The 22,472-nt window shown below is 36.0% G+C and carries 22 protein-coding genes, 4 pseudogenes and 1 other annotated feature; of the genes and pseudogenes, 18 read left to right on the top strand and 8 right to left on the bottom strand.

Annotated features, from left to right (window positions below):
• Nucleotides 1-17: 17 nt before the first annotated feature.
• Both JCM21714_RS10215 and JCM21714_RS10210 read right to left on the bottom strand, forming a co-directional pair.
• Nucleotides 18-703 (bottom strand): annotated as a pseudogene (locus JCM21714_RS10215) (response regulator transcription factor).
• 138 nt (nt 704-841) lie between these two features.
• Nucleotides 842-1,318 carry an antibiotic biosynthesis monooxygenase family protein gene (locus JCM21714_RS10210; RefSeq protein WP_035723982.1) on the bottom strand — a complete coding sequence of 159 codons (477 nt, stop codon included), beginning with the start codon at nt 1,316-1,318 and terminating at the stop codon, nt 842-844.
• Nucleotides 1,319-1,437: 119 nt separating this feature from the next.
• On the opposite strand from JCM21714_RS10210, the gene JCM21714_RS10205 reads away from it, so the two are divergent.
• From JCM21714_RS10205 to hemY, 5 genes and pseudogenes are all read left to right on the top strand, one after another.
• Nucleotides 1,438-3,075 carry a transglycosylase domain-containing protein gene (locus tag JCM21714_RS10205; protein ID WP_235182758.1) on the top strand — a complete coding sequence of 546 codons (1,638 nt, stop codon included), beginning with the start codon at nt 1,438-1,440 and terminating at the stop codon, nt 3,073-3,075.
• 78 nt (nt 3,076-3,153) lie between these two features.
• Nucleotides 3,154-3,615: a hypothetical protein gene (locus tag JCM21714_RS21410; RefSeq protein WP_235182756.1), complete on the top strand. Its 462-nt coding sequence runs from the start codon at nt 3,154-3,156 to the stop codon at nt 3,613-3,615.
• Nucleotides 3,616-3,749: 134 nt separating this feature from the next.
• Nucleotides 3,750-4,784, top strand: a complete 1,035-nt coding sequence (hemE, locus tag JCM21714_RS10200) for a uroporphyrinogen decarboxylase (RefSeq protein ID WP_035723981.1) — start codon at nt 3,750-3,752, stop codon at nt 4,782-4,784.
• A 17-nt stretch (nt 4,785-4,801) separates the two neighbouring features.
• Nucleotides 4,802-5,734: pseudogene (gene hemH / locus JCM21714_RS10195) on the top strand (ferrochelatase).
• Nucleotides 5,734-7,101 carry a protoporphyrinogen oxidase gene (gene hemY / locus JCM21714_RS10190; RefSeq protein ID WP_084040691.1) on the top strand — a complete coding sequence of 456 codons (1,368 nt, stop codon included), beginning with the start codon at nt 5,734-5,736 and terminating at the stop codon, nt 7,099-7,101. The pseudogene hemH and the gene hemY overlap by 1 nt, the downstream one beginning before the upstream one ends.
• A gap of 208 nt (nt 7,102-7,309) precedes the next feature.
• Here the strand turns inward: hemY and yhfH are convergent, their stop codons facing one another.
• Nucleotides 7,310-7,438 carry a protein YhfH gene (gene yhfH / locus JCM21714_RS19250; protein ID WP_084040689.1) on the bottom strand — a complete coding sequence of 43 codons (129 nt, stop codon included), beginning with the start codon at nt 7,436-7,438 and terminating at the stop codon, nt 7,310-7,312.
• A 158-nt stretch (nt 7,439-7,596) separates the two neighbouring features.
• Between yhfH and lplA the strand changes: the two are divergent.
• From lplA to JCM21714_RS10175, 3 genes and pseudogenes are all read left to right on the top strand, one after another.
• Nucleotides 7,597-8,595, top strand: a pseudogene (gene lplA / locus JCM21714_RS10185) (lipoate--protein ligase).
• 173 nt (nt 8,596-8,768) lie between these two features.
• Nucleotides 8,769-9,918, top strand: a pseudogene (locus tag JCM21714_RS24060) (M48 family metalloprotease).
• A 34-nt stretch (nt 9,919-9,952) separates the two neighbouring features.
• Complete coding sequence (locus tag JCM21714_RS10175) at nt 9,953-10,897, top strand: hypothetical protein (protein WP_052000515.1); 945 nt, start codon at nt 9,953-9,955, stop codon at nt 10,895-10,897.
• A gap of 673 nt (nt 10,898-11,570) precedes the next feature.
• Here the strand turns inward: JCM21714_RS10175 and JCM21714_RS10170 are convergent.
• Nucleotides 11,571-12,461: a helix-turn-helix domain-containing protein gene (locus JCM21714_RS10170; RefSeq protein WP_035723980.1), complete on the bottom strand. Its 891-nt coding sequence runs from the start codon at nt 12,459-12,461 to the stop codon at nt 11,571-11,573.
• Between the two features lie 318 nt (nt 12,462-12,779).
• Here JCM21714_RS10170 and JCM21714_RS24055 point away from each other — a divergent pair, with 318 nt between their 5' ends.
• Both JCM21714_RS24055 and JCM21714_RS10165 read left to right on the top strand, forming a co-directional pair.
• A complete protein-coding gene (locus tag JCM21714_RS24055) occupies nt 12,780-12,920 on the top strand; it encodes a hypothetical protein (protein ID WP_369403543.1) in 141 nt (46 codons plus the stop codon).
• Nucleotides 12,859-14,748: a glycoside hydrolase family 127 protein gene (locus tag JCM21714_RS10165; protein ID WP_369403545.1), complete on the top strand. Its 1,890-nt coding sequence runs from the start codon at nt 12,859-12,861 to the stop codon at nt 14,746-14,748. The genes JCM21714_RS24055 and JCM21714_RS10165 overlap by 62 nt, the downstream gene beginning before the upstream one ends.
• A gap of 217 nt (nt 14,749-14,965) precedes the next feature.
• On the opposite strand, the gene JCM21714_RS19240 is transcribed toward JCM21714_RS10165, so the two are convergent.
• On the bottom strand, nt 14,966-15,121 hold the full coding sequence (locus tag JCM21714_RS19240) for an AbrB/MazE/SpoVT family DNA-binding domain-containing protein (protein ID WP_084040685.1): 156 nt from the start codon (nt 15,119-15,121) through the stop codon (nt 14,966-14,968).
• Nucleotides 15,122-15,190: 69 nt separating this feature from the next.
• Here JCM21714_RS19240 and JCM21714_RS10155 point away from each other — a divergent pair, with 69 nt between their 5' ends.
• The 6 genes from JCM21714_RS10155 to JCM21714_RS10130 all read left to right on the top strand — a co-directional run bounded on the left by JCM21714_RS10155 (nt 15,191) and on the right by JCM21714_RS10130 (nt 19,735).
• A complete protein-coding gene (locus JCM21714_RS10155; protein ID WP_035723979.1) occupies nt 15,191-15,988 on the top strand; it encodes a DUF1835 domain-containing protein in 798 nt (265 codons plus the stop codon).
• Nucleotides 15,989-16,015: 27 nt separating this feature from the next.
• On the top strand, nt 16,016-16,549 hold the full coding sequence (locus JCM21714_RS10150; protein WP_035723978.1) for a DinB family protein: 534 nt from the start codon (nt 16,016-16,018) through the stop codon (nt 16,547-16,549).
• A 24-nt stretch (nt 16,550-16,573) separates the two neighbouring features.
• Nucleotides 16,574-16,990, top strand: coding sequence for a YhfM domain-containing protein (locus JCM21714_RS10145; RefSeq protein ID WP_500784399.1), 417 nt, complete (start codon nt 16,574-16,576; stop codon nt 16,988-16,990).
• 32 nt (nt 16,991-17,022) lie between these two features.
• Nucleotides 17,023-18,042, top strand: coding sequence for a serine hydrolase domain-containing protein (locus JCM21714_RS10140; RefSeq protein WP_148295009.1), 1,020 nt, complete (start codon nt 17,023-17,025; stop codon nt 18,040-18,042).
• A gap of 112 nt (nt 18,043-18,154) precedes the next feature.
• On the top strand, nt 18,155-18,745 hold the full coding sequence (locus JCM21714_RS10135) for a hypothetical protein (RefSeq protein ID WP_035723974.1): 591 nt from the start codon (nt 18,155-18,157) through the stop codon (nt 18,743-18,745).
• 198 nt (nt 18,746-18,943) lie between these two features.
• The gene (locus JCM21714_RS10130) at nt 18,944-19,735 is read left to right on the top strand and encodes an aminoglycoside phosphotransferase family protein (RefSeq protein WP_035723973.1); all 792 of its coding nucleotides are present in this window, start codon (nt 18,944-18,946) and stop codon (nt 19,733-19,735) included.
• Nucleotides 19,736-19,839: 104 nt separating this feature from the next.
• Here the strand turns inward: JCM21714_RS10130 and JCM21714_RS10125 are convergent, their stop codons facing one another.
• The 3 genes from JCM21714_RS10125 to JCM21714_RS22995 all read right to left on the bottom strand — a co-directional run bounded on the left by JCM21714_RS10125 (nt 19,840) and on the right by JCM21714_RS22995 (nt 21,447).
• The gene (locus JCM21714_RS10125) at nt 19,840-20,646 is read right to left on the bottom strand and encodes a methyltransferase domain-containing protein (RefSeq protein WP_035723971.1); all 807 of its coding nucleotides are present in this window, start codon (nt 20,644-20,646) and stop codon (nt 19,840-19,842) included.
• A 45-nt stretch (nt 20,647-20,691) separates the two neighbouring features.
• Nucleotides 20,692-20,932, bottom strand: a binding site (T-box leader).
• Between the two features lie 61 nt (nt 20,933-20,993).
• Nucleotides 20,994-21,242, bottom strand: coding sequence for a DUF3939 domain-containing protein (locus JCM21714_RS23000; protein WP_268748338.1), 249 nt, complete (start codon nt 21,240-21,242; stop codon nt 20,994-20,996).
• Nucleotides 21,243-21,255: 13 nt separating this feature from the next.
• Nucleotides 21,256-21,447, bottom strand: a complete 192-nt coding sequence (locus JCM21714_RS22995; RefSeq protein ID WP_268748337.1) for a DUF3939 domain-containing protein — start codon at nt 21,445-21,447, stop codon at nt 21,256-21,258.
• Between the two features lie 342 nt (nt 21,448-21,789).
• On the opposite strand from JCM21714_RS22995, the gene JCM21714_RS21395 reads away from it, so the two are divergent.
• Nucleotides 21,790-21,936 carry a hypothetical protein gene (locus tag JCM21714_RS21395; RefSeq protein WP_235182754.1) on the top strand — a complete coding sequence of 49 codons (147 nt, stop codon included), beginning with the start codon at nt 21,790-21,792 and terminating at the stop codon, nt 21,934-21,936.
• Nucleotides 21,879-22,322 carry a competence protein ComK gene (locus tag JCM21714_RS10115; RefSeq protein WP_369403544.1) on the top strand — a complete coding sequence of 148 codons (444 nt, stop codon included), beginning with the start codon at nt 21,879-21,881 and terminating at the stop codon, nt 22,320-22,322. The genes JCM21714_RS21395 and JCM21714_RS10115 overlap by 58 nt, the downstream gene beginning before the upstream one ends.
• Nucleotides 22,323-22,472: the final 150 nt, after the last annotated feature.

Below are 22,472 nucleotides of genomic sequence, written 5' to 3'. Positions count from 1 at the left end.
GGGGGTTTTTCCACATGTTATTTTCCTACCTTATAGCCCATCCCGCGCATAGTCTTGATGATCGACGGACTCTTTGGATTGTCTTCCAGTTTTTCCCGGATCCTTTTGATATAGACAGTCAATGTATTATCGTTGACAAAATCTCCAGCTACATCCCATATCCGATCTAGCAGCTGTGTTCTTGTCAACACCTGTCCGATATGATTGGCAAAAATGAGCAGAAGCCGGTATTCTAAATTGGTTAAGAACACTTCTTCGCCGTTTTTATATACTTTGCCTTCCAATGTGTTGATACGAATGTTTTCAATATTGATGTGTGTGTTTGCTTGTGGGGTCTGCTTCTGATAACGTCTTAACACTGATTTAATCCTTGAAAGTAATTCGCGAATCCGGAATGGCTTAGTGATATAATCATCTGCACCCATATCCAGGCCCATTACCACGTTTACTTCATCGTCAAGAGCGGTTAAAAAATCACGGGCTTGTCACTGAGTTTTTTAATCATTGCGCATAAGTCATACCCGCTGCCATCTGGAAGGGACAAATCGAACAAACATAAATCGATCCCTTCCAACTGTTCTTTTATAATCTTTATTGCCAATTCTACGTTATGGCAAATAAGCGGCTCATATCCCTCCTGCCGCAACGAATATTCCAATCCGGATGCAATCGTTTTGTCATCCTCTACCAATAGAATCCTCATGTCAACCCTCCTAACCTTGTTTTATTTTTATAAAGATAGTTTCGGCTGCAAAGCAATCGCATCATTATCGAAATGTTGAATACGTGTAGAAGCTGAAAGAAAATTGGGTCAGCGAATTAATACATTTTGAATAATTTTTTATTCTTCTTCTCCAACTTCAAAGGTTTCAGTATAAATATCACCAGAAATATAAGAGGCATTTTTCTTATTTGGTAATGGTTCACTGCTTTTCCATGCCTGATAATCCTTCTGTTCTTGCCATTCTACTAACAGAATATAAGTATGACCTTGCTGTGGCTGTAGAATTCTTGCTCCAATAACACCATCAACAGTATCCATTTCCTTCACTTTTTGTTTAAAATCCATTTCGAAGATAGGCTGGCCTTCTTCCGTGACCGGTAGATGAGACATGCTCATGAATCCAACTTCAGCTAAATGTCCAATTTGTGCAAGAATTTGATAATTTCTACTTGATTCGAATATAGATAAATGAGTATCTTCATAATAGGCAATTGTTTTTACACCATTGTGGATGAGCAGAAAAGGTGAGATCGTTTGTTTCTCTTTCAGTTTCTCTAAAAATTCATAGGTTCCATTTGTCATATAAGCGTTCATTATTATTTCCTCCAATACTTTTTCTTCCATTATAACATTGGTTGCTTTACAATATTCTATGATAAAATAAAACTATTGTCGAAATTTAGTGGAAAGGTGGTGCAGCAGGATTGGATAAGGTGAAAATACATCAGATACTGAATTCAGTATGGTTATGGATGAAACATTATAAGTGGCTGACCATTACTATGACGGCAATGTTTCTACTGGCATGGTTAGGGTATCTTTTCATCATCTTTGGTGGTCGTTTTGTATTTGATGAGAAGGCCGTTATTCTCCCAACAGCGTCATCGGTTGTAGCGGAAGATGGTACCGTACTTGGAAAGCTTTACACTGAAAATAGAGACTATGTCACACTTGATCAAATTCCAGATCACGTGGAAGAAGCATTTATTGCCATGGAAGATAAGCGCTTTTATGAGCATGCCGGGATATCATTTCCTGCTGTTGCACGAGCCGTATACCGTGATATTATAGCAATGAGCAAAGTAGAAGGGGGGGGTAGTACGATTACCCAGCAATTGGCTAAGAACTTATTTTTAGTTAATGATAAAACATGGATGCGAAAAACAAAAGAAGTGATGGCATCGGTCTATTTGGAGCGCAATTATACTAAATCGCAAATACTGGAATTATATTTAAATGAAATTTACCTTGCTCATGGTATTTATGGAATAGGAACGGCAGCGGATTATTATTTCGGAAAAAATATTGAAGAGTTAAGTGTTGAAGAAGGGGCGTTATTAGCTGCTTTAGTGAAGGCGCCCAATACATATACTCCACATCATGACCTTGAAAAAGCAAAAAATCGACGCAACCTTGTTCTGCAGCAAATGGCTAATAATGATAATATTTCTACCGAGGATATGCTCGACATGCAAACAACTTCGATTGAAGTTCAAGCCCAACAAGAGGAAAGAGAACCATGGTTAGATGATTACTTCGCCTATGTATTAGCAGAAACAGAAGAAGTCTATGATTTAAGTCGTGAAGCATTAAAAAGAGGTGGCTATACAATCGAGGTAAACATGGATCCAACTATCCAAAAAATTGCATACGAGCAAATGCAAAAGAGTGATTTTTTTCACGGATCTAATGATGCGGTTGATGGTAGTTTTATCTTAATGGAACAAACAACAGGTAATCTGCAAGCATTAATCGCAGGCCGGGATTTTCAACTAAATGATATCAATCATGTAATAACGAAAAAACAACCGGGATCGGTCATAAAGCCATTAGCAGTTTATGGGCCGGCAATGCAGCTTGGAAATTATTTGCCTTACGATTTAATTCCGGATCAGGACATTAATTATGATGGCTACCGGGTTGGAAATGCAGATGATAACTATGAGGAAGAAGTTACCTTATATCAAGCAGTGGTGGAGTCAAAAAATGCACCAGCAGTATGGATATTAGACCAGATAGGGATAGAGTACAGTAAATCCATTTTAGAAAAAATGAAGATAAATATATCAGATTCAGGATTAGCAATGGCATTAGGTGGTTTGGAAACAGGCTTGGACCCCATCCAAATTACGGAAGGATACCGAACCTTCATTCATCATGGTGAATGGATCGAAGCAAGAAGTATAGACGCTATTCTTGATCGTGATCAGGAAAAAGTACAACCAAAGGAAAGAGAAACGAAGAGTGTATTTAATTCACAGACATCGTGGAATATGTTACGTATGTTAGAAGCAGTAGTGGAAGAAGGAACGGGAGAAGCAGGGGGATTACGAAAAAGCCTTAGCAGGTAAAACCGGATCAACACAGCATCCAAGAGTAGAAGATGGGGGGTAAAAGATGCCTGGTTTGCAGGAGTTACGCCTGAATATGTGGTGACCGCATGGATTGGCTATGACATCGCAACAGCCGAAAATTATCTGACAACCGGATCAGAAGCTTCGACCCGTCTCACTAAATCAATTTTAACCGAAATCAATAAACGGCAATCCTTAACAGAGATTTTTACCATTCCGGATGATGTCGAAGATTTACCACAGCCGATTGAATTACCAACCATTACAGATATAACTGCTTCGATTCAATTTGGTGGTTTTTCGATCTTGAGAGGAGAGTTAAATTGGACACCTGCCGAGGATAGCAGGATTATTTACCGCATATTTGAACAGGCGGAAGAAGGCGATCGTTTAGTAGGGGGGGAAGTAGAAGGCCAAGGATCTTATACGATTAGTCAGATAAATGTTTTTCAAACAGGAGAATATTATGTGGTCCCATATAATCCATTAACAAAGCAAACAGGGGGAACCATCCAATGTAGCATCCTTAAAGTTTGACTTTTAATCCCTAACTATTTAAACTTACTTTTTAGTTATAATAATTACAATTTAGTGAACATTTTTGCTAAATACTATACAGGATAGGCCAAAACTTCTATAGTAGAATGGAATAGAAAAAAGGGTGAAAATAATTGACAAAATTTAATGATACAATTTTAAAAGCATTTCGAGGCGAAGCAACAGACTATACACCTGTCTGGTACATGCGTCAGGCAGGGAGATCCCAAAAGGAATACAGGGAGCTCAAAAAGAAATACTCTTTATTTGAAATTACGCATCAACCAGAACTTTGTGCCTATGTGACAAGGTTGCCAGTGGAGATGTATGATGTAGATGCAGCAGTTTTATATAAAGATATCATGTCCCCCCCATTACCCTCTATAGGAGTAGATGTTGAGATTAAATCAGGAATCGGACCTGTAATTGATAACCCGATTACTTCTTTTCGTGATGTGGAGAAGTTAGGTGCAATTGATCCGGAAAGTGATGTTCCATATGTATTGGATACAATTCGTTTATTAACAAGGGAACAATTAAATGTACCACTAATTGGATTTAGTGGAGCACCTTTTACATTGGCAAGTTATATGATTGAAGGTGGCCCATCAAAGAATTATCATAAAACAAAAGCTTTCATGTATAGTGATACAAAAGCATGGTTTTTATTAATGGATAAATTAGCGGATATGACGATTACATATGTGAAAGCACAAGTCAACGCTGGAGCACAGGTGATTCAAATATTTGATTCATGGGTTGGAGCTCTCAATGTTACAGATTATCGTATCTATATCAAGCCAATCATGAACCGTATATTCAGTGAATTACGTGAAACAAACGTGCCTTTAATTATCTTTGGTGTTGGTGCCAGTCATCTTATTAAAGAATGGAATGACTTACCGGTAGATGTGATTGGTTTGGACTGGCGACTCTCCATTAGTGATGCAAGACAATTAGATGTGACAAAAGCACTGCAAGGCAATCTTGATCCAGCCTTTTTGTTAGCAGATTGGCAAGTGGTGGAACAGAAGACGAAGCAAATCATTGACGAAGGGAAACAACATCCTAGTCATATCTTTAACTTAGGACATGGTGTGACACCTGAAATTAGTCCCGATCGTCTTAAACAGCTGACAGAATTTATTCATCATTACTCCCAACAATAAGAAAGGATGTCATAATCATGGCAAAGAAAAAAATAGGACTACTCGTAATGGCTTATGGAACACCATACCAAGAAGCAGATATTGAGCGCTATTATACAGATATTCGCCATGGCCGCAAACCTACACAGGAAATGCTGGATGATTTAACTGAGCGTTATCAGGCTATTGGTGGTCTATCACCATTGGCACGTATCACAAAGGAACAAGCAGCAGCTCTTGAAAAACGTGTTAATGAAAAACAAGACGATGTCGAGTTTGTACAGTATCTTGGGTTAAAACACATTGAACCATTTATCGAAGATGCTGTGAAACAAATGGCTGATGATGGAATGAAAGAAGCGGTTACGATCGTATTAGCACCCCATTACTCTACTTTTAGTGTGAAGGCTTATAATGGAAGAGCACAGAAAGAGGCAGAAAAGTATGGCATCGCTATTCAGTCTGTCGAAAGCTGGTATGATGCAGAAGGATTCATCAACTATTGGGCGAATGCCATTAATAAAGAATATCAAAAAATTGAAAACAAAGATAAAACAGTATTAGTAGTATCTGCACATAGTTTACCAAAGAAAATTTTGCAATGGTGATCCCTATCCACAACAATTAGAACGGACTGCAACGTTAATTCAACAGCAAACAGGTATTCCAAATGTGGAAATCGGCTGGCAAAGTGAAGGCAACACCCCCCTGATCCATGGTTGGGTCCAGATGTACAGGATTTAACGCGCGATCTTTTTGAACAGAAAGGCTACGATTCCTTTATTTATGCACCAGTTGGATTTGTTGCTGATCACCTGGAAGTATTGTATGACAATGATTATGAATGCAAGGTGGTTTGTGACGAAATTCAAGCAACATACTATCGACCTCCAATGCCAAATGTCGATCCAATGTTTATCGATACTTTAGCTGATGTAGTATTAAATAAACTGCAGCGTGATGATCAGTAATGAAAAGAATAACGATTATAGGCGGTGGTATAACCGGACTTACTGCCGCTTATTATTTGAATAAAAAAATCCAGGAACAAGGCTTAAACTATCAGCTGCAACTATTGGAAGCAAGCAAGCATTTAGGTGGAAAGATTGATACAGAACGTAGGGAAGGCTATACGATCGAACGTGGACCAGATTCCTTTTTAATTCGTAAGCAATCAGCAGAACGCCTTGCTTACGATGTTGGTATTGGGGATAAACTTGTGAAGAATGGAACAGGTAAATCCTACATTTTAGTAGGAGACGATTTACATCCTATGCCACAAGGATCATTTATGGGTATTCCAACTCAAGTTCGTCCTTTTTTATCTTCATCTCTTTTTAGTATGAGTGGAAAATTACGGGCAGGTATCGATTTTATTAAACCAAAAGGAGAGCCAGCGGAGGATCAATCATTAGGTAAGTTTTTTAGAAGACGGTTAGGCGATGAAGTTGTAGAAAACTTAATTGAGCCATTATTATCAGGTATTTATGCCGGCGATATGGACGATTTAAGTTTGATGGCCACCTTCCCAAATTTCTATCATTTAGAACAAAAATACGGCAGTCTTATTAAAGGTTTACAGAAAACAATGCCAGCTCCTTCTCCTGTAGCAGCTAAGAAGCGAAGTATGTTTTATAGTATTGAAGGCGGTTTACAAACCTTAGTGGAAGCATTAGCAGAATCACTGGGAGATATAGTATCAACGCAGACAGCTGTGGAATCTATTTCAAAAATGGGAAACGGATATCAGATTCGACTACAAGATGGTACAGAATTTTTAAGTGATAGTGTGTTAATCACAACTCCTTATCCTGTTATGAAACAGATGTTACGGTCTTATGATTTTGTCACGGAATTAGATGACATCAGAGCCACTTCTGTTTCCAATGTTGCATTAGCCTTCGATCAATCGGCGGTAAAAAATGATATTGATGGGACGGGTTTTGTTGTATCTCGTAATAGTAACTATCGCATTACAGCTTGCACGTGGACACATAAAAAATGGCCAGAAACAGCAGCGCCTGAAGGGAAAGCATTATTACGCTGTTATCTCGGACGACCAGGTGATCAAGAAATTGTCGATCTTTCAGATGAAGCATTAGAAGAAATAGTTCTACACGATTTAAATAAAATTATGAAAATTGAAGGTAACCCATTATTTTCAGTTGTATCTCGTTGGAAAAACGCTATGCCTCAATATCAAATCGGGCATAAACAACTTATTGAGAAATTAGAAAGAGGATTATCTGATCAACTTCCAGGTGTATTTACTGCCGGTAGTTCTTATCGAGGAATTGGCATCCCGGACTGTATCGATCAAGGGGGAAACAGCTGTTGATAAAATTATGAATTTCTTAGCAGAGTGACGACTAACACATCCATAGGGGCTTGTAAATCAACAAAAGAGCAGCTAATGATTAGCTGCTCTTTTGTTTGTCTTTTACATCTATCTCGATTAATTGGATGGGAATGTTCATCATCCTTGTTCAGCAGGATAAGTAAGGATGAAAAGAACGAAAGATATGGGTGTAAAAGACTTTAAAAGGTTAAATGGCGGGATGACTGCAGTGATCACAGATGTTTTGATAACAATCTGCTTTTTCTACAATTTCATTTCCGCATTTTTTGCACTTTTTTCTGGGAATGTTGCGATAAAATTCTAAGATGTTTATCATAAAACGCCCTCCTGAAATGTGTCATAACCTTATTGTATTATAACAATTCAAAAAAATCAATACCATGTATTAGTACAATTTCGAAAGAATTGTTTTATCTAAGATGTTCTTTTATACTAGAAATGGAGAAGAATTAATATGAAGGAGTGCATTTATTCATGAAATTTATCGATAATAAGGGGGATTACAGATCCACAGATAAATCTTGCAATTGAAGAATACGTATTAAAAAAATTCGGTGAAGAGGATACATATCTTTTATTTTATATCAATCAGCCATCTATTATTATCGGAAAAAATCAAAACACAGTAGAAGAAATCAATACAGATTATGTCGAAGAACATGGAATCAAGGTGGTTCGTCGTTTATCAGGTGGTGGTGCTGTCTATCATGACGAGGGAAACCTCAATTTCAGCTTTATTACAAAAGATGATGGCGATAGCTTTCACAACTTTGCTAAATTCACAGAACCAGTAGTCGCAGCTTTGAACAAATTAGGAGTGCCCGCAGAATTAAAAGGTAGAAACGACCTTGTTGTAGAGGGGGGCGCAAAATTTCAGGTAATGCACAGTTCACTACCAAAGGACGCATGTTTAGTCACGGTACATTAATGTATGATTCTGAAATTGAAAATGTTGTTCGATCTTTAAATGTGAAAACAGAAAAAATTAAATCCAAAGGAATTAAATCAATTCGCAGCCGTGTTGCCAATATTTCTGAATTTATGGAAGAAAAGTTATCCATGGATGAATTAAAAGCACACATTTTAAAACATGTATTCGAAGTAGAGAAAGTGGAGGATGTTCCACAATATGTGTTAACAGATGAAGATTGGGATAACATTCACGAATTATCAAAAGAACGCTATCAACAATGGGAATGGAACTTTGGAAAATCACCAAAATTCAATATTCAGCATACACACAAATTTGATAGTGGGCTGGTTGATGTGCGTCTGGATGTCCATAAAGGTATTATTGAACAGTGTACAATCTATGGTGACTTCTTTGGAGTTGGTGATGTAAGTGAATTAGAAGAGAAATTAAAAGGTGTGCGTTATGAACGCAGTGCAATGGACGAAGCATTAAGTGACCTCAACGTTTCTCATTACCTAGGAAAAATTTCAAAAGAAGATCTCTTAGGTTTAATTTATTAATGATACATCCTCTTATCTTATCAGATAGGAGGATTTTTTCTGAAAGTGATTGCTTAATCTATAGAAGTGACTGGTATCCACCCAAAGTGACTAGTAAAACTTCCTAATTAAAGATTCAGCAGGTATAATGTCGATAATAGATGTAGAAACTTTCTAAAAATGGAGAGAAACTAATGAAAAAATTGTTTATCATATATGGCATATATATAACAGTCAATTTTATATATTTCTATTTCTTATATCCACTTGATTCATTTAGTGATACGAGATATGGAGCTTTGTCCCATGCGTTCTTTTTTACAATGTGGCCGTTACAACTGCTCATTCTATTTGTGCTGATAAAAAAAACTGCTGTAATCCATCGATTAGAAGAAAAGAGATATAAAATCTTTTTATTTACTTCCCTTTTAGTTGGCTTGGATTATTTTAGTCATTTTCCATTTCGAGTGGCATGGTACGTAATCAGCAAAAATGAAGGGACTCGAACGCAAGGGTTTCTTGCCTGGCTTTTAGAGAGTTTGCTTAGCACAGGATTATTTTGGATCTCACTATTCGTCATATTGACAGGAACGAGGTTTGTGATAAATAGATGGCCATTAATCTGGGGATGGATCTTGTGGCTTTTACTGATACCGATTATTCTTTTTGTTATGTTTGTTCAACCCATCTGGATTGATCCTTTGTTCGATGATTTCTCGCCAATTCAAAATGGAAAGCTTAAAGAGTCTATAATCGAATTAACAACAGAGGCAGGAATTGCAGATTCTGATATTTTTGTTGTAAACAAAAGTGAAAAGGTTTCTACTTATAATGCATATGTGACAGGGATTTTTAATCATGCTCGGATTGTGCTATGGGATACTACGATAGAAGGTATGCAAACAAGCGAAATCTTATTTATTATGGCCCATGAGATTGCGCATTATATCTATCAACATGTTTATTGGGGGAATCGGTCTGTATCTTGTATTAAGTCTATTTATTTTATTGGCGCTTCAAAGACTTTCACGAAATTGGAAAAATGCTTACCAACTACCATCATTAACAAAATTATTACTAATAACAGTCATCATCTTAATGGTAATACAGCCTGTTCAGCTGTGGGTATCACGGCAAATGGAAATACAAGCAGATCACTATGCAATAAAACAAACAGATAATCTAGAACCGGCACTAGCAAGTTATCGTCAATTAGCAGAGCAATCAAACACAGACATTTCACCTGCTTTCTGGATCAAAGTCTTGCGTTCTAGTCATCCTCCCATTGCGGATCGAATCACACGAATTGAAGAGGAAATCAAAAAACGTGAAACGAATCAATAACTCTATTCGTATATCATAATAGAGGTGATAAAAAATGGATGCATTTTGTCAAAAAATTATGAAAGCACAAGAGGATAAACGCAAAATTAATCGACTTAAACATGAGCGAAAAGAATTATCGGTTGATTTAGAGAAATTAGAAAAACAAAAGAGTGAATACTATGCAAGACTCCAAGATGAAAAGATAGATGTAGAGAAATTAGAATCTTTCAGTATCAGCAATTTATTTTATACGGTTACAGGTAAGAAACTAGAAAAGCTGGACGAAGAAAAGCAAGAAGTTGTACGAGCGCAATTACAATATCAGGAGGCAAAAGAGTCTGTCGAAGATGTCCAAGAAGATATTGGGGGGGAACTCGATCAACAGATTCGCGCTTTAGGAGAGCCTGATATTCGTTATCAGAATCTATTAGAAGAGAAATATCATTACTTGCTAGATTCTAATCACCAGAGTGGACAAGAAGCATTAGAATTATTAGAGCAACTTGGTGTGATGCAGGATGAAAAATCAGAAGTAGCGGAGGCAATTGCAGCTGGAGAAAAAGTGAAACGGGCATTATCCTCTGCAAGTTCCTCATTAGATCGTGCGAAAAACTGGGGGGGAACAGCTGATATGTTAGGTGGCGGACTCATTTCCACATCCTTAAAACATAGCCACATGGATGACGCTAAACGATCCACACATGAGGCGCAGCGTTTACTTAGAAAATTTTCGCATGAATTAGATGATATCGGAAAGTCATTTCAAGCCAATATTGAAATCTCAGGTGGATTAACCTTTGCCGATTACTTCTTTGATGGATTAATCATGGATTGGTTTGTTCAGGATAAAATTAATAAATCAGCAGAGCAAGTGAGCGATATGTACCGAAAAGTAGAAAAAACAATCAATCAATTAAAACAGCTAAATCAAGATTTAAACGATACTATCACAAAAGCTAACCAACGGTGGGAAACGATTGTATATAATGCTTCGTAAATAGTCTTGAAATCAGACGGTGTTACTTCTCATGAAGAATGATAATTTAAGGCATTATCTAATAAATAGATAATGTCCTATCTAATTAGTGAAACGTCTATTTGATTATGTAATTTAAAATTTATGAACATATATTAGTTGATCATTGTCCTGTTCCTCAATTCGGGGGACGGAGAAGATATAGCTTACATGTGTGACGTTAAAATTAAAGAAGATACCGTAATAACAAACTCCAACGATGAAAGAATTTCACTAGAAGAAATAGTATTAGGCGAAACTGTATCAGTTAAAAGGCTTGAAATTTTTAGAGTATAATAAATTCACCTTTTTCACATGGCATTTATCTATCTAAATTTTGTTAACGGACATATCATATTATAAATCCAAAAAATTGAGGAGGGAAGTTGACTATTCCATATTTATCTCTGTGGTCCGGGTTGTAGTGGACCGGGTGTTCCATCGAACCAATTAGCCTTTTTTCGCAAGCAACATGATGAATGTTACCGGCGACATGGATCTTCTCGGTATTGTGATGATTTATTTTTAAAGAGGTTGCAACCATACATCAAGTGCAACGATAGAATTGGTAGAGATGCATTTCTTATGTCTCGAGTTATTTCTTTAAAAAGAGAATTATAATAAAATAGCTTAATCGTCGTGTGCGACTTGCCTTTTATTTTCTATTCAGGTGTGTTTTAACGAATGCTTTACGATATTCTGTGGGCGTTATTTTTTCATATTTTCGAAAAAGTCTCATAAAGTATTTTTCATCCTCGATTCCGATACGTTGAGCAATGACTTGAATGTTTTGCCTCGTACCTACTAATAAATCTTTTGCTTTAGAGATTCGTAGTTCATGGATGTATGATTGTAATGTTTTTCCGGTTTTTTTCTTGAAATATCTCGATAAATAATCTTTATTGTAATTAAAACGATCAGCTATATCTGATACAGAGATACCGTCAAAAGCATTAATTCTTGTCCATTCCAATATTTGATTTATATTAATGTCGTTCTCTGAAATCAATGTTTCTCTTTTGGAAGAGTGGACAAAGGTTTGTTCAGATAATTCGATTAATAAGGATGTCATCAGGTAGTTCATACTCATACGTGTGTAATAATTAGAATTATCAACATCCAGTAGTTGATTTGCTAATATAGTTAAACGTTCAGCAGCCACAAGTTGCGTATATACAGGGAAATAGATATCTTTGATCGAACGACTTGTTTCTGGATTAGTACGTATCTTTAATACGGTCGTGTCATTCAATTTTTTCCCTGTAGCTATCTCATCTGTTACAAAATGAAACCAATAAAAAGAGACGTGTTTACTGCATATTTTGTATCCTCTATGGCTAGAGTCAGGTAAAATAAATAGGACTTCCCCAGGTTTTACTTCATATTTAATATCATCTTGTTCGATGTATAGTATATCATTGACTCCAATAATCATTTCATAGCTATCAATGGTTCTTTTGCCATGCTTCCACGGATCATTGGTAACAAATCGTCCACCTGAAATATAATTTACAGGTTTTTCAATATTCATTTTCATATAGTCCATCATGTACACCCTTTAAGTGTTGATGTTATAACAGAATCAATTCTAATATAGAATAATACATTTAATAAAGGTGGTCAAAAAAGTCCACCTTTTATTTGGTTTCAACTACTTACATTTTTAACATTCGATGCTACTATTAATTGTAGAAATCATATATAAATTACTCTTTTGAAATCAATAGTAGATATTGCAACAAATTATGGTATGTCCACTGTTTAGCATTTTGAGTTGGATATTATTGCTTCCATATTCAGTTGCATTGCTTACATTTAATTACATTATCCGGATTAAAAGAATAATAGAGGAGTGGATGGATCGATGAAAACGAAAAAAGAAAACTTAGCTAAAATGGAAGCGATCGGGTTAAAGCATGTGAAAGTTAACGATTCATTTTGGAATCCTTGGGGGGAAATTAGTAAAAGAAACGATTATTCCTTATCAATGGGATGCTCTAAATGATCGAATCCCTGATGCTGATCCGAGCAGAACAATCACGAACTTTGAGATAGCCGCTGGAAGAAAAGAAGGCAAGCATTATGGCATGGTTTTTCAAGATAGTGATTTATATAAATGGATGGAAACAGTAGCCTTTTCGCTGCAATGGGATCGCGATCACGAATGGGAGAAGATTTTTGATGAAGTGGTCAGTCTTATTGAAGACGCTCAAGAAGAAGATGGCTATTTGAACACCTATTTTTCTGTCAATCATCCAGATAAGAAATGGACAAATCTAAAGGATGATCATGAATTATATTGTGCCGGACATTTAATGGAAGCAGCAGTTGCTTACTATGATGCGACAGGAAAAACACGCATTATTGATTTGGTGAGCCATCTGGTAGATCATATAGCTTCTGTGTTAGGTAAACAGAAAGGTCAAAAAGCCGGTTATCCTGGACATCCCGAAATTGAATTAGCGCTTATGAAACTATATAGGATAACAGAAGATCAAAAATATATTGATCTTTGTCAGTTCTTTATTGAGGAAAGAGGGAAACGGAATCCTTCCCATTATTTCGATATAGAATTGGAAAAACGTGGGGGGGGTGTGAAAAAATCTAGTAATAGAAACTATGATTATTATCAAGCACATTTACCAGTAAGAGAACAAAAAACGGCGGAAGGTCACTCGGTTCGTGCTACTTATTTATACAGTGGTATGGTAGATTTAGCAAATGAGTTAAAGGATAAAGAGTTATTAGACGTTTGCCGTGTACTGTGGGAAAATACTGTGAACAAACGAATGTATGTTACGGGCGGAATTGGTTCTTCCTCACATGAAGAACGGTTTACCGTCGACTATGATTTACCTAATGATCGCGCATATACGGAAACATGTGCAGCGATTGCCTTAATTATGTGGGCGCATCGCATGGTACAAATAGAAGCGGATCATAAATATACGGATGTACTAGAGAGAGCTTTATATAATGGGGGGGCATTAAGTGGTATTTCGTTAGATGGTAAGGGGGGGTATTTTTATGTAAATCCTCTTGAGGTTTGGCCACATACCGCCAACTGTCGTCATGATATGCGCACGGTAAAACCTACCAGACAAAAGTGGTTTGGGTGTGCATGTTGCCCTCCTAATATTGCAAGACTCCTTGCATCTTTAGGTCAATATATTTATTCTGCTAATGATTCAGAAGTTTATGTTCATTTATTTATTGGCGGAGAAGCTTCCTTTAAAATAGATAAGCAATCGATTAGACTTACTCAAAACTCGAATTACCCCCCCTGGGAAGGTCGTACTAAATTAACCATTGACTTAGAAAGACCGGCAACCTTTACGGTGTCTCCAAGGCTTCCTGGATGGTGTCGAAATGTACAAATTTTGATTAATGGTGAGATAAAAGATGTTCCTGTTGATAAAGGCTACGCTAAAATAAAGCGAGAATGGCAGAATAACGATACGATCGAATTACTTTTTGATATGCCAGTTGAAATTGTCCGTTCTCATCCAGAAGTTCGAGTAAATGCTGGTAAAGTTGCATTACAGAGAGGTCCTATTCTATATTGTTTAGAAGAAGTGGATAACGGAGCGAATCTCCAAGATCTTCGATTAAAAACGAATCAATCTTTTGTAGTAGAGTATGAGAATGGTTTATTAAATGGTGTCACAGTTATTAAAGGAAAGGCTGCGGCTACTGATAAAGATGCTATTGAGGATAAACTATATACTACGTTCACTTACCCAGAAGTAGAGAAAGAAATAAAGGCTATTCCTTATTATGCCTGGAGTAACCGTGGAGAAAACGAAATGACCGTTTGGATTCGGGAGAAGTAAATAAAATAATATTTGATTGAAAAAGCACTAGGGAATTAAGTTTCCTAGTGCTTTGCAATGTTAATGTAATGTATAGTCTAAGTAAGAATCTATTATTTTTTAGCGCGTGTCTTAATGTATCCGTATCTATTCACTAACCCTTTAAATGCTTTGTCATGCTCATTAATTAAATCATTTAAAATATCCATTAATTCAGCATCAATGCCTTCCGGAAGTGTTATACGTTTTTTTTCTCAACATAAATTTTCCCATCGTTAACTTCAACTTGAACATCATCTCCTTGTGATAAGCCAACTTGTTTAAGTAATTCAGTAGGAATGGTTATTTCGAAACTATTTCCAATTTTTATAAGTTTTGTTTCAAATTCTTCCAAAAGATCACTTCTTTGTTATAATTGTTATAACGATTATAACAAAGTCCAAATGAAAGGAGGAAAAACCTTATGATTCTTATTATATTTGGAGCTGCTGCAACATGTAGTTTAAAGCATGCTTTAAAAAGTAATAGCCATGAGATCATCAGTTTTCCAGTCGATTTTTCAATAGGACCGATCACTAATATTCATAAAAAAATCGGTATACAACATTATTTTACTTGGTTGCAATCTGCTCTTCACTCAAACCGTGGCAACCTTGAGGATGATCAAAATGTTTTTTGTAATTCGCTACAAAAGATATCTGAAATAAAAGACGGAGAGCAAATCACCATTTGGACGTGCGAAAATGCCTCAGAGCAAATTGGTCTTCGAATCTGTTGTTATCTATTAAAAGATAAGAATGTTGAAGTGAACTCTATCAATACGTTTCACGCCATGAATGAGTATATGAAAGATACAGAGTTAAGAATGGATATTCGCCATACAGGTGATTGTAATATGACGCAACTGCTTCATTTCTATAAGCATTCCATTTGTCCGGTTACAGAGGAAATGAAAAGCGATTATGTTGAAGCGGGAGAGAATCTGCTCAACAACAATAGTATCGCTCGTTCTTGGTTGCAAGAAAAAGTTGTTGATGAAAAGGAAACGAAAGATGATCAATTTATCCAGAATTGTGTTAAGAGATTACAAATAAATGATAATAAAGACTACATAAAAGCAACAATCGTTATTGGTGAAGTAATCGGTCATACAGACCAACCTTTGTCTGATGTCTGGATTGAATATAGAATACGATCGCTCATTGATTCTTATCAATTGGAATATGAAGCAGTCTGCAATCAATGCGAACGTATAAAGTAAGAGCAATGGAATAAGGGGGGGAGAAAAATGGTCTATGATTTAAAGGGAGAAGCTACTATGTCGCCAATAGTTGGAATGCTATACTCGGCTGTTAAGGGAAATTATGAGCGATTACAATTTATAACAAGAGAGATGTCTCAAGAGGAAATTGACTATAATGGACCAAAGAACAACTATAATAGTACCGCACAATTAATAAACCATATCTTTTCTGTGGACATTCATTGGGTTTATCGAATAAAGGGCGAGCCGCTTTCCGATTCTTTAAAATCCAAACATAGACCAATGTTAGATGAAAATAATAGACTTCCTATGGTTAAGGATAAGTCATGGGGATTATTGATGACGGAATGTGAGAGTCTATTAGTCATGTTAAAAGAAATATGTACAGAGCTTACAGATAATGATTTAGATAATGTAGTGCAGTTTGGTTTAGAAAATGAAAAGCAAGCAACTATTCGCTGGGGGGGAATTTGGCATATGGCTGATCATAATCGTTATCATCAAGCACATATTAATCAGCTTAGAAAATGGTATAAGAAACATTCAATTAATTTTTAAAAGGGGGGGATTTATTTGAAAAATGTGAGCCCCATCTTACTTCTAGCTTTTTGCGGAGTCATCTTAATGGCTTGCCAATCGACTAATGAAGAGATGACATTGTTAGATAATATAGAACATGTCACCATCTCTAAATCTATTGGTTATAGAGAATTTAATGAAGATTATTTAGATTCAATTAACGGAGCAACAGCCATAAACGGTTTTGAGGATGTTTTAAAGAGTGCAAAAGGAGTAAAACAGGAGATTGACGTGACAAAGGAAAAACCCGATTACGATATAATGATTTATTATGAGAATGGGGATACTCATTTATTACACCTTGCGCTTGGAAGTAAAGATCAAGAAAGCCAATTCATGTATATGGGTCATGAGAAAAATGTGTTTATTGTTTCTTCGGAATATACGAATAAGCTAAGGAATATATTAGATGTTCGATAAAAATTCACGAAAGAATAATAGTGGGATATATGATGAGTAATTATATTTTTAACCGAATTCAGGAGATTCAGGCACAGAATGGATTCTCAGGTACAGTTCTTGTTAAAGAGGAAAAGGAGACGTTGGCAGAAATAAGTTGTGGTTATGCAAATCGTTCTGAAAAAATAAAAAATAGCTCTTTTACACGATTCGGAATAGCTTCAGGATGCAAACTTTTTACTGCAATAGCAATATGTCAACTAGTTGAAAATGGTAAGTTATCGTTTGATACAAAGTTACAGGATTGTTTAGATTTTTCGTTTCCGAATTTTGATACATCGATATCTATACATCATCTGTTAACACATACTTCTGGTATTCCAGATTATTTTGATGAAGAGTTAATGGACGATTTTGAGGAATTATGGATTAAAAATCCGATGTATAGGATAAGAACACTAGAGGATTTTTTACCACTATTTCAATACAATTCTATGAAACTAAAAGTTAGTGAAAGGTTTCATTATAATAATGCTGGATATATTTTACTTGTTTTAATTGTGGAAAAGGCTAGTAACCTTAACTTTTCAGATTATATTCATGAATACATCTTTAAAAAAGCGGAAATGGATGAATCAGGTTTTTTTGAGTTTGACTGTTTACCACCAAAAACGGCACTAGGATATATTGATTACACAAATGGAAGCTGGAAAAAAAATATTTATTCGCTTCCAGTAAAAGGTGGTTCTGATGGTGGTGCGTACATTACTGTAAAAGATATCGATAAGTTTTGGAACGCCTTAATCATTAATCAACTCTTAGGTGAAATCTATACTGAAAAGCTACTCACACCATATGTGAAAACCAATGAAGACGGAGGGTTTTACGGATATGGCGTATGGATTGAAAAAAATAATAATAGTATTCAAAAGTATCACATAATGGGGTATGATCCTGGTGTTAGTTTTCATTCTGCTTTTTATTCCGAAACCGAGCATAAGCTAGTAGTATGTTCAAACAAGTCAGAAGGCGCCTACGATATTATGGAAGAAATTGAGAAGGAAATTTTGTAAAGTAGTTGATTATGGAATCCTTTAAGCAGAGTGGATTAGGGGGTTGCACGATGCGATTATTAATTAGATCGTCTTTTTTTGCAAAATTATCACTTTACATATGGGGGATTATATGAATAAGAAGAATTGGAAAAAGTATTTAAAAATATTTTTCATCTTAATAATTGGTGCTTTTATTCTTTACAGTATGTATATCCAACTAGAATACAGAGGTTATATTAAACAAGAACGTGAAAGGAATTATCAATCTTTAAAAATTATATCTGATCATGGGAATAATTTGGCTGGCAGGCTAGAAGAGTTTGTCCACTTACCTACTGAGGAAGATGAGGTCGAGAGCGAGTTATATAACAACTGGAGGATTGTTAATGGTGAAAGTAGAAGCATTCACCTCTATTTATCTACTATTTCAACAACCCATGCTGGAGATGAAGCATCTGATTGGGATTTATTACAATTTAGTTTGTTCCGGGTAGACGGATTCATCTCAGGTATGACTAATAAATTTCTCGAAGATCATTCCTATCCTCGATCTGCTCAAGAAAATGAAAAAATGGAAGCTATTATTTCACTGTATAGAACAATTAGTGAGGAAATAGAAAAGGATACTATTGACATAGAAAGCCTTTTACAGGCCATAAAAGAAGATATGCTTATTATAGATGATAATTACTCCGGCATTCTGGAACGCATGGGTAGATAACAAAAGATGTTTTGATTTATTTATGATTAGGTAGAAAGAAATTTATTCCATAATGGGGGGGCCTATGGTATATTGCTGATCATAACCGTTATCATCAAGAACAAAAGCGTTTATTTTCAGGCGAAGAGCAAGTATAGCATATTTTTTAAAGAGATTTGAGAGTAAGTATTTTGTTAATTAGGGGGGGTGCAAATTAAAATGATGGATCGAGAATATGAAGAAATTTTAACAGGTGGAAATGTCTCTACCGTATATCGGGTTGGTGATACTGTGCGACGAGAATTAAAGCCAGAAAGTGATAATATCCATAAGTTATTGAAGCATTTGGAGAAAAAAGGTTTCCGTTATGCACCTAGGTTTTTAGGTATCGATGATAAAGAGAGAGAAATATTATCTTTTTTAGAAGGGGAGTCAGGTGCTGAAACGAAAATGTATATGTGGTCTGATGATGCTTTAAAACAGATTGCAAAAATGCTTCGTTCCTATCATGATGCTGTGAGTGATTTTTCATTTGAAGACAGTTGGCAACCGATAGATAATACCCCCCCTAAGCAACATGAAGTACTTTGTCATAATGATTTTGCGATGTACAATATCATTTTTAATAAAGAGAAGCCAGTAGGTATTATAGATTTTGATGTCGCAGGCCCTGGTCCAAGACTTTGGGACATCGCTTATACAATATATACTTGTGTTCCACTAAGTAGATTGTATTTTTCGGAAACAAATAAGGTAACATATAATAGCACCTTACACCATGCGGAAAAAATGAATCGTAAAATAAACTTGTTTTTTTCCTCCTATGGTCAAGTGATGAAAGAAGATTTTTTAGATATAGTAATACTACGTTTAGAAGGTTTATGTAAGACAATTACAAGAAAAGCTAATGAAGGAGATAGTGCTTTTCAAAAAATGATAGTTGAAGGACATCTTAATCATTATCAAAAAGATATCGAATTTATTCGCGAGCATGGAAATGAATGGATTTAGAACGGAATTTTTAGCTGATCGTAATTGGACAAGCCCAAGTGTTCAGGACTTCAGACTTTTTGGGCTTGTTATTTTGTTTCTAGTATAGTACCAGTTTTTTTTCTTTATTTTTTCTCTAACTTCATCCCTTCCACCGCTAACAAATACATCCGCTGTGCCTCAGCCTTTTCTTCTACCCATTTTTGATAATCAATGGATGCTTGCTCTACAGAATTTCTATCGATTATGCCATCTGCTATCATCTGCGCCCCCCCTTTCGTCGTTGCAACTCCAGACCAAACGAAGGTAGCTGTCTCAAATCCTTCGTCATTACGATTAACTTCTTCATGCTGAGGGGATACGTTAATTTGTGTTAGGCCACTTCTCTCAAACATATCTGCTAAATGATCCGCTATAGCATTATCCATTGCAGCGTCAGATCGCCACTGTAAAAACTTCTCATAAAAATACTTCATAGAATCTGGTACTTCAGGTTGCCAACTAATTTTTTCATGGTTGTAGTCTAATACAATGACTTTTCCGCCTGGTTTGGCGGTTTTTACAAGATTTTCTAATGCTTGTTCTGGTTGAGCTAACCATTGTAATACTCTTGCTGAGGTAACGATGTCAAATTGTTTTTCATAAGGAAGGTCATAGATGTCTGCCGTTTCAAAAGAAAGCGAAGGTATGTCTTGATAACGTTCACGTGCTTTGTTGATTAAATCTATATTGTTGTCTACTCCAAGCACTTTTCCGGTTGGTCCGACTGCTTCTGCTATTCCTGACGTGATTGCTCCTGTTCCACAGCCAACATCTAATACGGTCATCCCGGGTTCTAATAGCTCCGCTAATCTCCTGTGTGACTGTGATAGGGATCGCGCATCAATTACGGATGAATCATTCAACTTTGCTCTGCTTTTTGCCTTTTCCATCAAATTCCTCATTTTTGTAATATAAAAAACCTCGGCTCTATAAAAAATAGAGACGAGGTTTACTCGCGGTACCACTCTAATTGATCAATCATTACCTGACTTAATCCAGCTTTTTCAGTAGCCAACACTACCAATCCTGTTAACGGAGGAGGCCGATCTCCCTTACTTGTTTTCAGGGAGCAGCTCTTGGACGAGTTCAAAGGAAAATAACTGCCAATTCACACCAACCATTGGCTCTCTGTTTAAGTTTATTAGTCTCTTTACTATTTCCAATCATTGCTTACAAATAATTGAATTGTTAGAATATTAACACAGATAAAGAAGGAACTCAATACTTTTTGAGAATGTTATTTCGGTTTCACTGTTGTCACTAACTGCTCCTCATCGGTAATATAAAATTCCATTTCAGGTCGTTCATCGATCAATTTTAATTGTTCTAACTTGTGCATACTGACCTTGCGATAAGGATCATAATCAATAATCGGAAGTTCTTTCTTTTGGGCGATATAGTTATCAACTGCCCGTTGAATAGTATCAAGAGCATATGCGATATGTTTATCCTCTTCCTCGAATAAATCATAGGTTTCTTTTGACATATAGTATGTTTTTTCAGGGATTGCCTTTAAAAGGGGGGGCAAGCAATGTATAATCCAACGATAAATCGTCTTTTATCAAGATTTTAAGCGGAATGTTAGGTGGTAATTCGCGACTGTATTCATGAACAGCATATTTTATTTCTTCAAATGATATGTCTTTTATCGGGAACTTTTTAGCTTCTTTTTCCTTCTTTTTAAACCGCATATTTTATCACCACACTTTTGATCAAATTTTTATAAAAAACCTAACTCAGTGACCTCTTTTAATAAAATTATATCAAACTTTACCCAAAATGATAGGAAAAGCACAAATTTAAAGCGATTTCATCCCATTTTATACCTATTTTTATTAAAAGTTGCTACATTTAAATGGAATACTTTTTCACGGTGCTAAACGTTTGTAATCCCTCACTTCAAGCTTTGTGTAACAGAAGGAAGCTAAGAGGATGTTAACAGATGCTAACACCCTGATAAGTTTCACTAGTGATCAGTGAGAGTGAAAAAGTTCCTCATTGATCAAAGTCTTACTTTATAGGAGGAATGTGAAATGGTAAAAGTGATGGAAAAGGTTCATGAAATTAGCCCGAAGACATTGGCAGTAGTTGGTGAAGAGATTAAAGGAGATTTTTTACGAGAATTATCGAATATGAGGAAGCGGATGATTATGAAACAACCTGGAGTGCCCAAAAGGTGATGGACATCACCTGTAAAGAATTTGGCATCAGTTTAAGAGGGCTAATTGAGGGATCACGAATGCTTAGTGGAATTACGCATAAGCCGCCAATCGCGATTGATCGATTAAGTGGCATGTATTTTTTCCCAGTTGAGTCTCCTTTGCGAAAAGCATGTACATGGATCGCACATTCACATGTATTAGAAGTGGAAAAATTAGATAATCATCTGACTCGATTGGTTTTTAAAAATGGTCGTGATTTGGTTTTAGAGATCTCCTATGCAACGATTATTAACCAGCTGTATCGAACAGCACAATATCGTTACTTGCTTAGTAATAAAATGGAGCATATTCTTGAAGCTTCGCAGTATGTAGCAGAATCGAAGTGGCATAGACAGCATAGATAATGCTTAAAAAGGGACAAATTGATTGTTGATTTGTTCCTTGATAATTTTCTAAATAACAGCTGCTGTTTTAATTCCTCAGGAAATTCCTCTCTATTCATCATCTGTTACCTCCAATATCCTCTAATGGAGATGAAAGGTTTGCTTTATTTA

This window comes from Gracilibacillus boraciitolerans JCM 21714, assembly GCF_000521485.1.
GTDB classification, from domain to species: domain Bacteria; phylum Bacillota; class Bacilli; order Bacillales; family Amphibacillaceae; genus Gracilibacillus; species Gracilibacillus boraciitolerans.
Note: the sequence above shows the minus strand (reverse complement) of the source record. Positions and strands in the feature narration are given on the sequence as shown.

Bases quoted from the DNA above. Each gene is read 5' to 3' on its own strand.
- JCM21714_RS10210 (WP_035723982.1), bottom strand. From the start codon at position 1,318: ATGAACGCTTATATGACAAATGGAACCTATGAATTTTTAGAGAAACTG.
- hemY (WP_084040691.1), top strand. From the start codon at position 5,734: ATGAAAAGAATAACGATTATAGGCGGTGGTATAACCGGACTTACTGCC.
- yhfH (WP_084040689.1), bottom strand. From the start codon at position 7,438: ATGATAAACATCTTAGAATTTTATCGCAACATTCCCAGAAAAAAGTGC.
- JCM21714_RS10175 (WP_052000515.1), top strand. From the start codon at position 9,953: ATGGATGCATTTTGTCAAAAAATTATGAAAGCACAAGAGGATAAACGC.
- JCM21714_RS10170 (WP_035723980.1), bottom strand. From the start codon at position 12,461: ATGGACTATATGAAAATGAATATTGAAAAACCTGTAAATTATATTTCA.
- JCM21714_RS24055 (WP_369403543.1), top strand. From the start codon at position 12,780: ATGAAAACGAAAAAAGAAAACTTAGCTAAAATGGAAGCGATCGGGTTA.
- JCM21714_RS10155 (WP_035723979.1), top strand. From the start codon at position 15,191: ATGATTCTTATTATATTTGGAGCTGCTGCAACATGTAGTTTAAAGCAT.
- JCM21714_RS10150 (WP_035723978.1), top strand. From the start codon at position 16,016: ATGGTCTATGATTTAAAGGGAGAAGCTACTATGTCGCCAATAGTTGGA.
- JCM21714_RS10140 (WP_148295009.1), top strand. From the start codon at position 17,023: ATGAGTAATTATATTTTTAACCGAATTCAGGAGATTCAGGCACAGAAT.
- JCM21714_RS10135 (WP_035723974.1), top strand. From the start codon at position 18,155: ATGAATAAGAAGAATTGGAAAAAGTATTTAAAAATATTTTTCATCTTA.
- JCM21714_RS10130 (WP_035723973.1), top strand. From the start codon at position 18,944: ATGATGGATCGAGAATATGAAGAAATTTTAACAGGTGGAAATGTCTCT.
- JCM21714_RS10125 (WP_035723971.1), bottom strand. From the start codon at position 20,646: ATGGAAAAGGCAAAAAGCAGAGCAAAGTTGAATGATTCATCCGTAATT.
- JCM21714_RS23000 (WP_268748338.1), bottom strand. From the start codon at position 21,242: ATGTCAAAAGAAACCTATGATTTATTCGAGGAAGAGGATAAACATATC.
- JCM21714_RS22995 (WP_268748337.1), bottom strand. From the start codon at position 21,447: ATGCGGTTTAAAAAGAAGGAAAAAGAAGCTAAAAAGTTCCCGATAAAA.
- JCM21714_RS21395 (WP_235182754.1), top strand. From the start codon at position 21,790: ATGGTAAAAGTGATGGAAAAGGTTCATGAAATTAGCCCGAAGACATTG.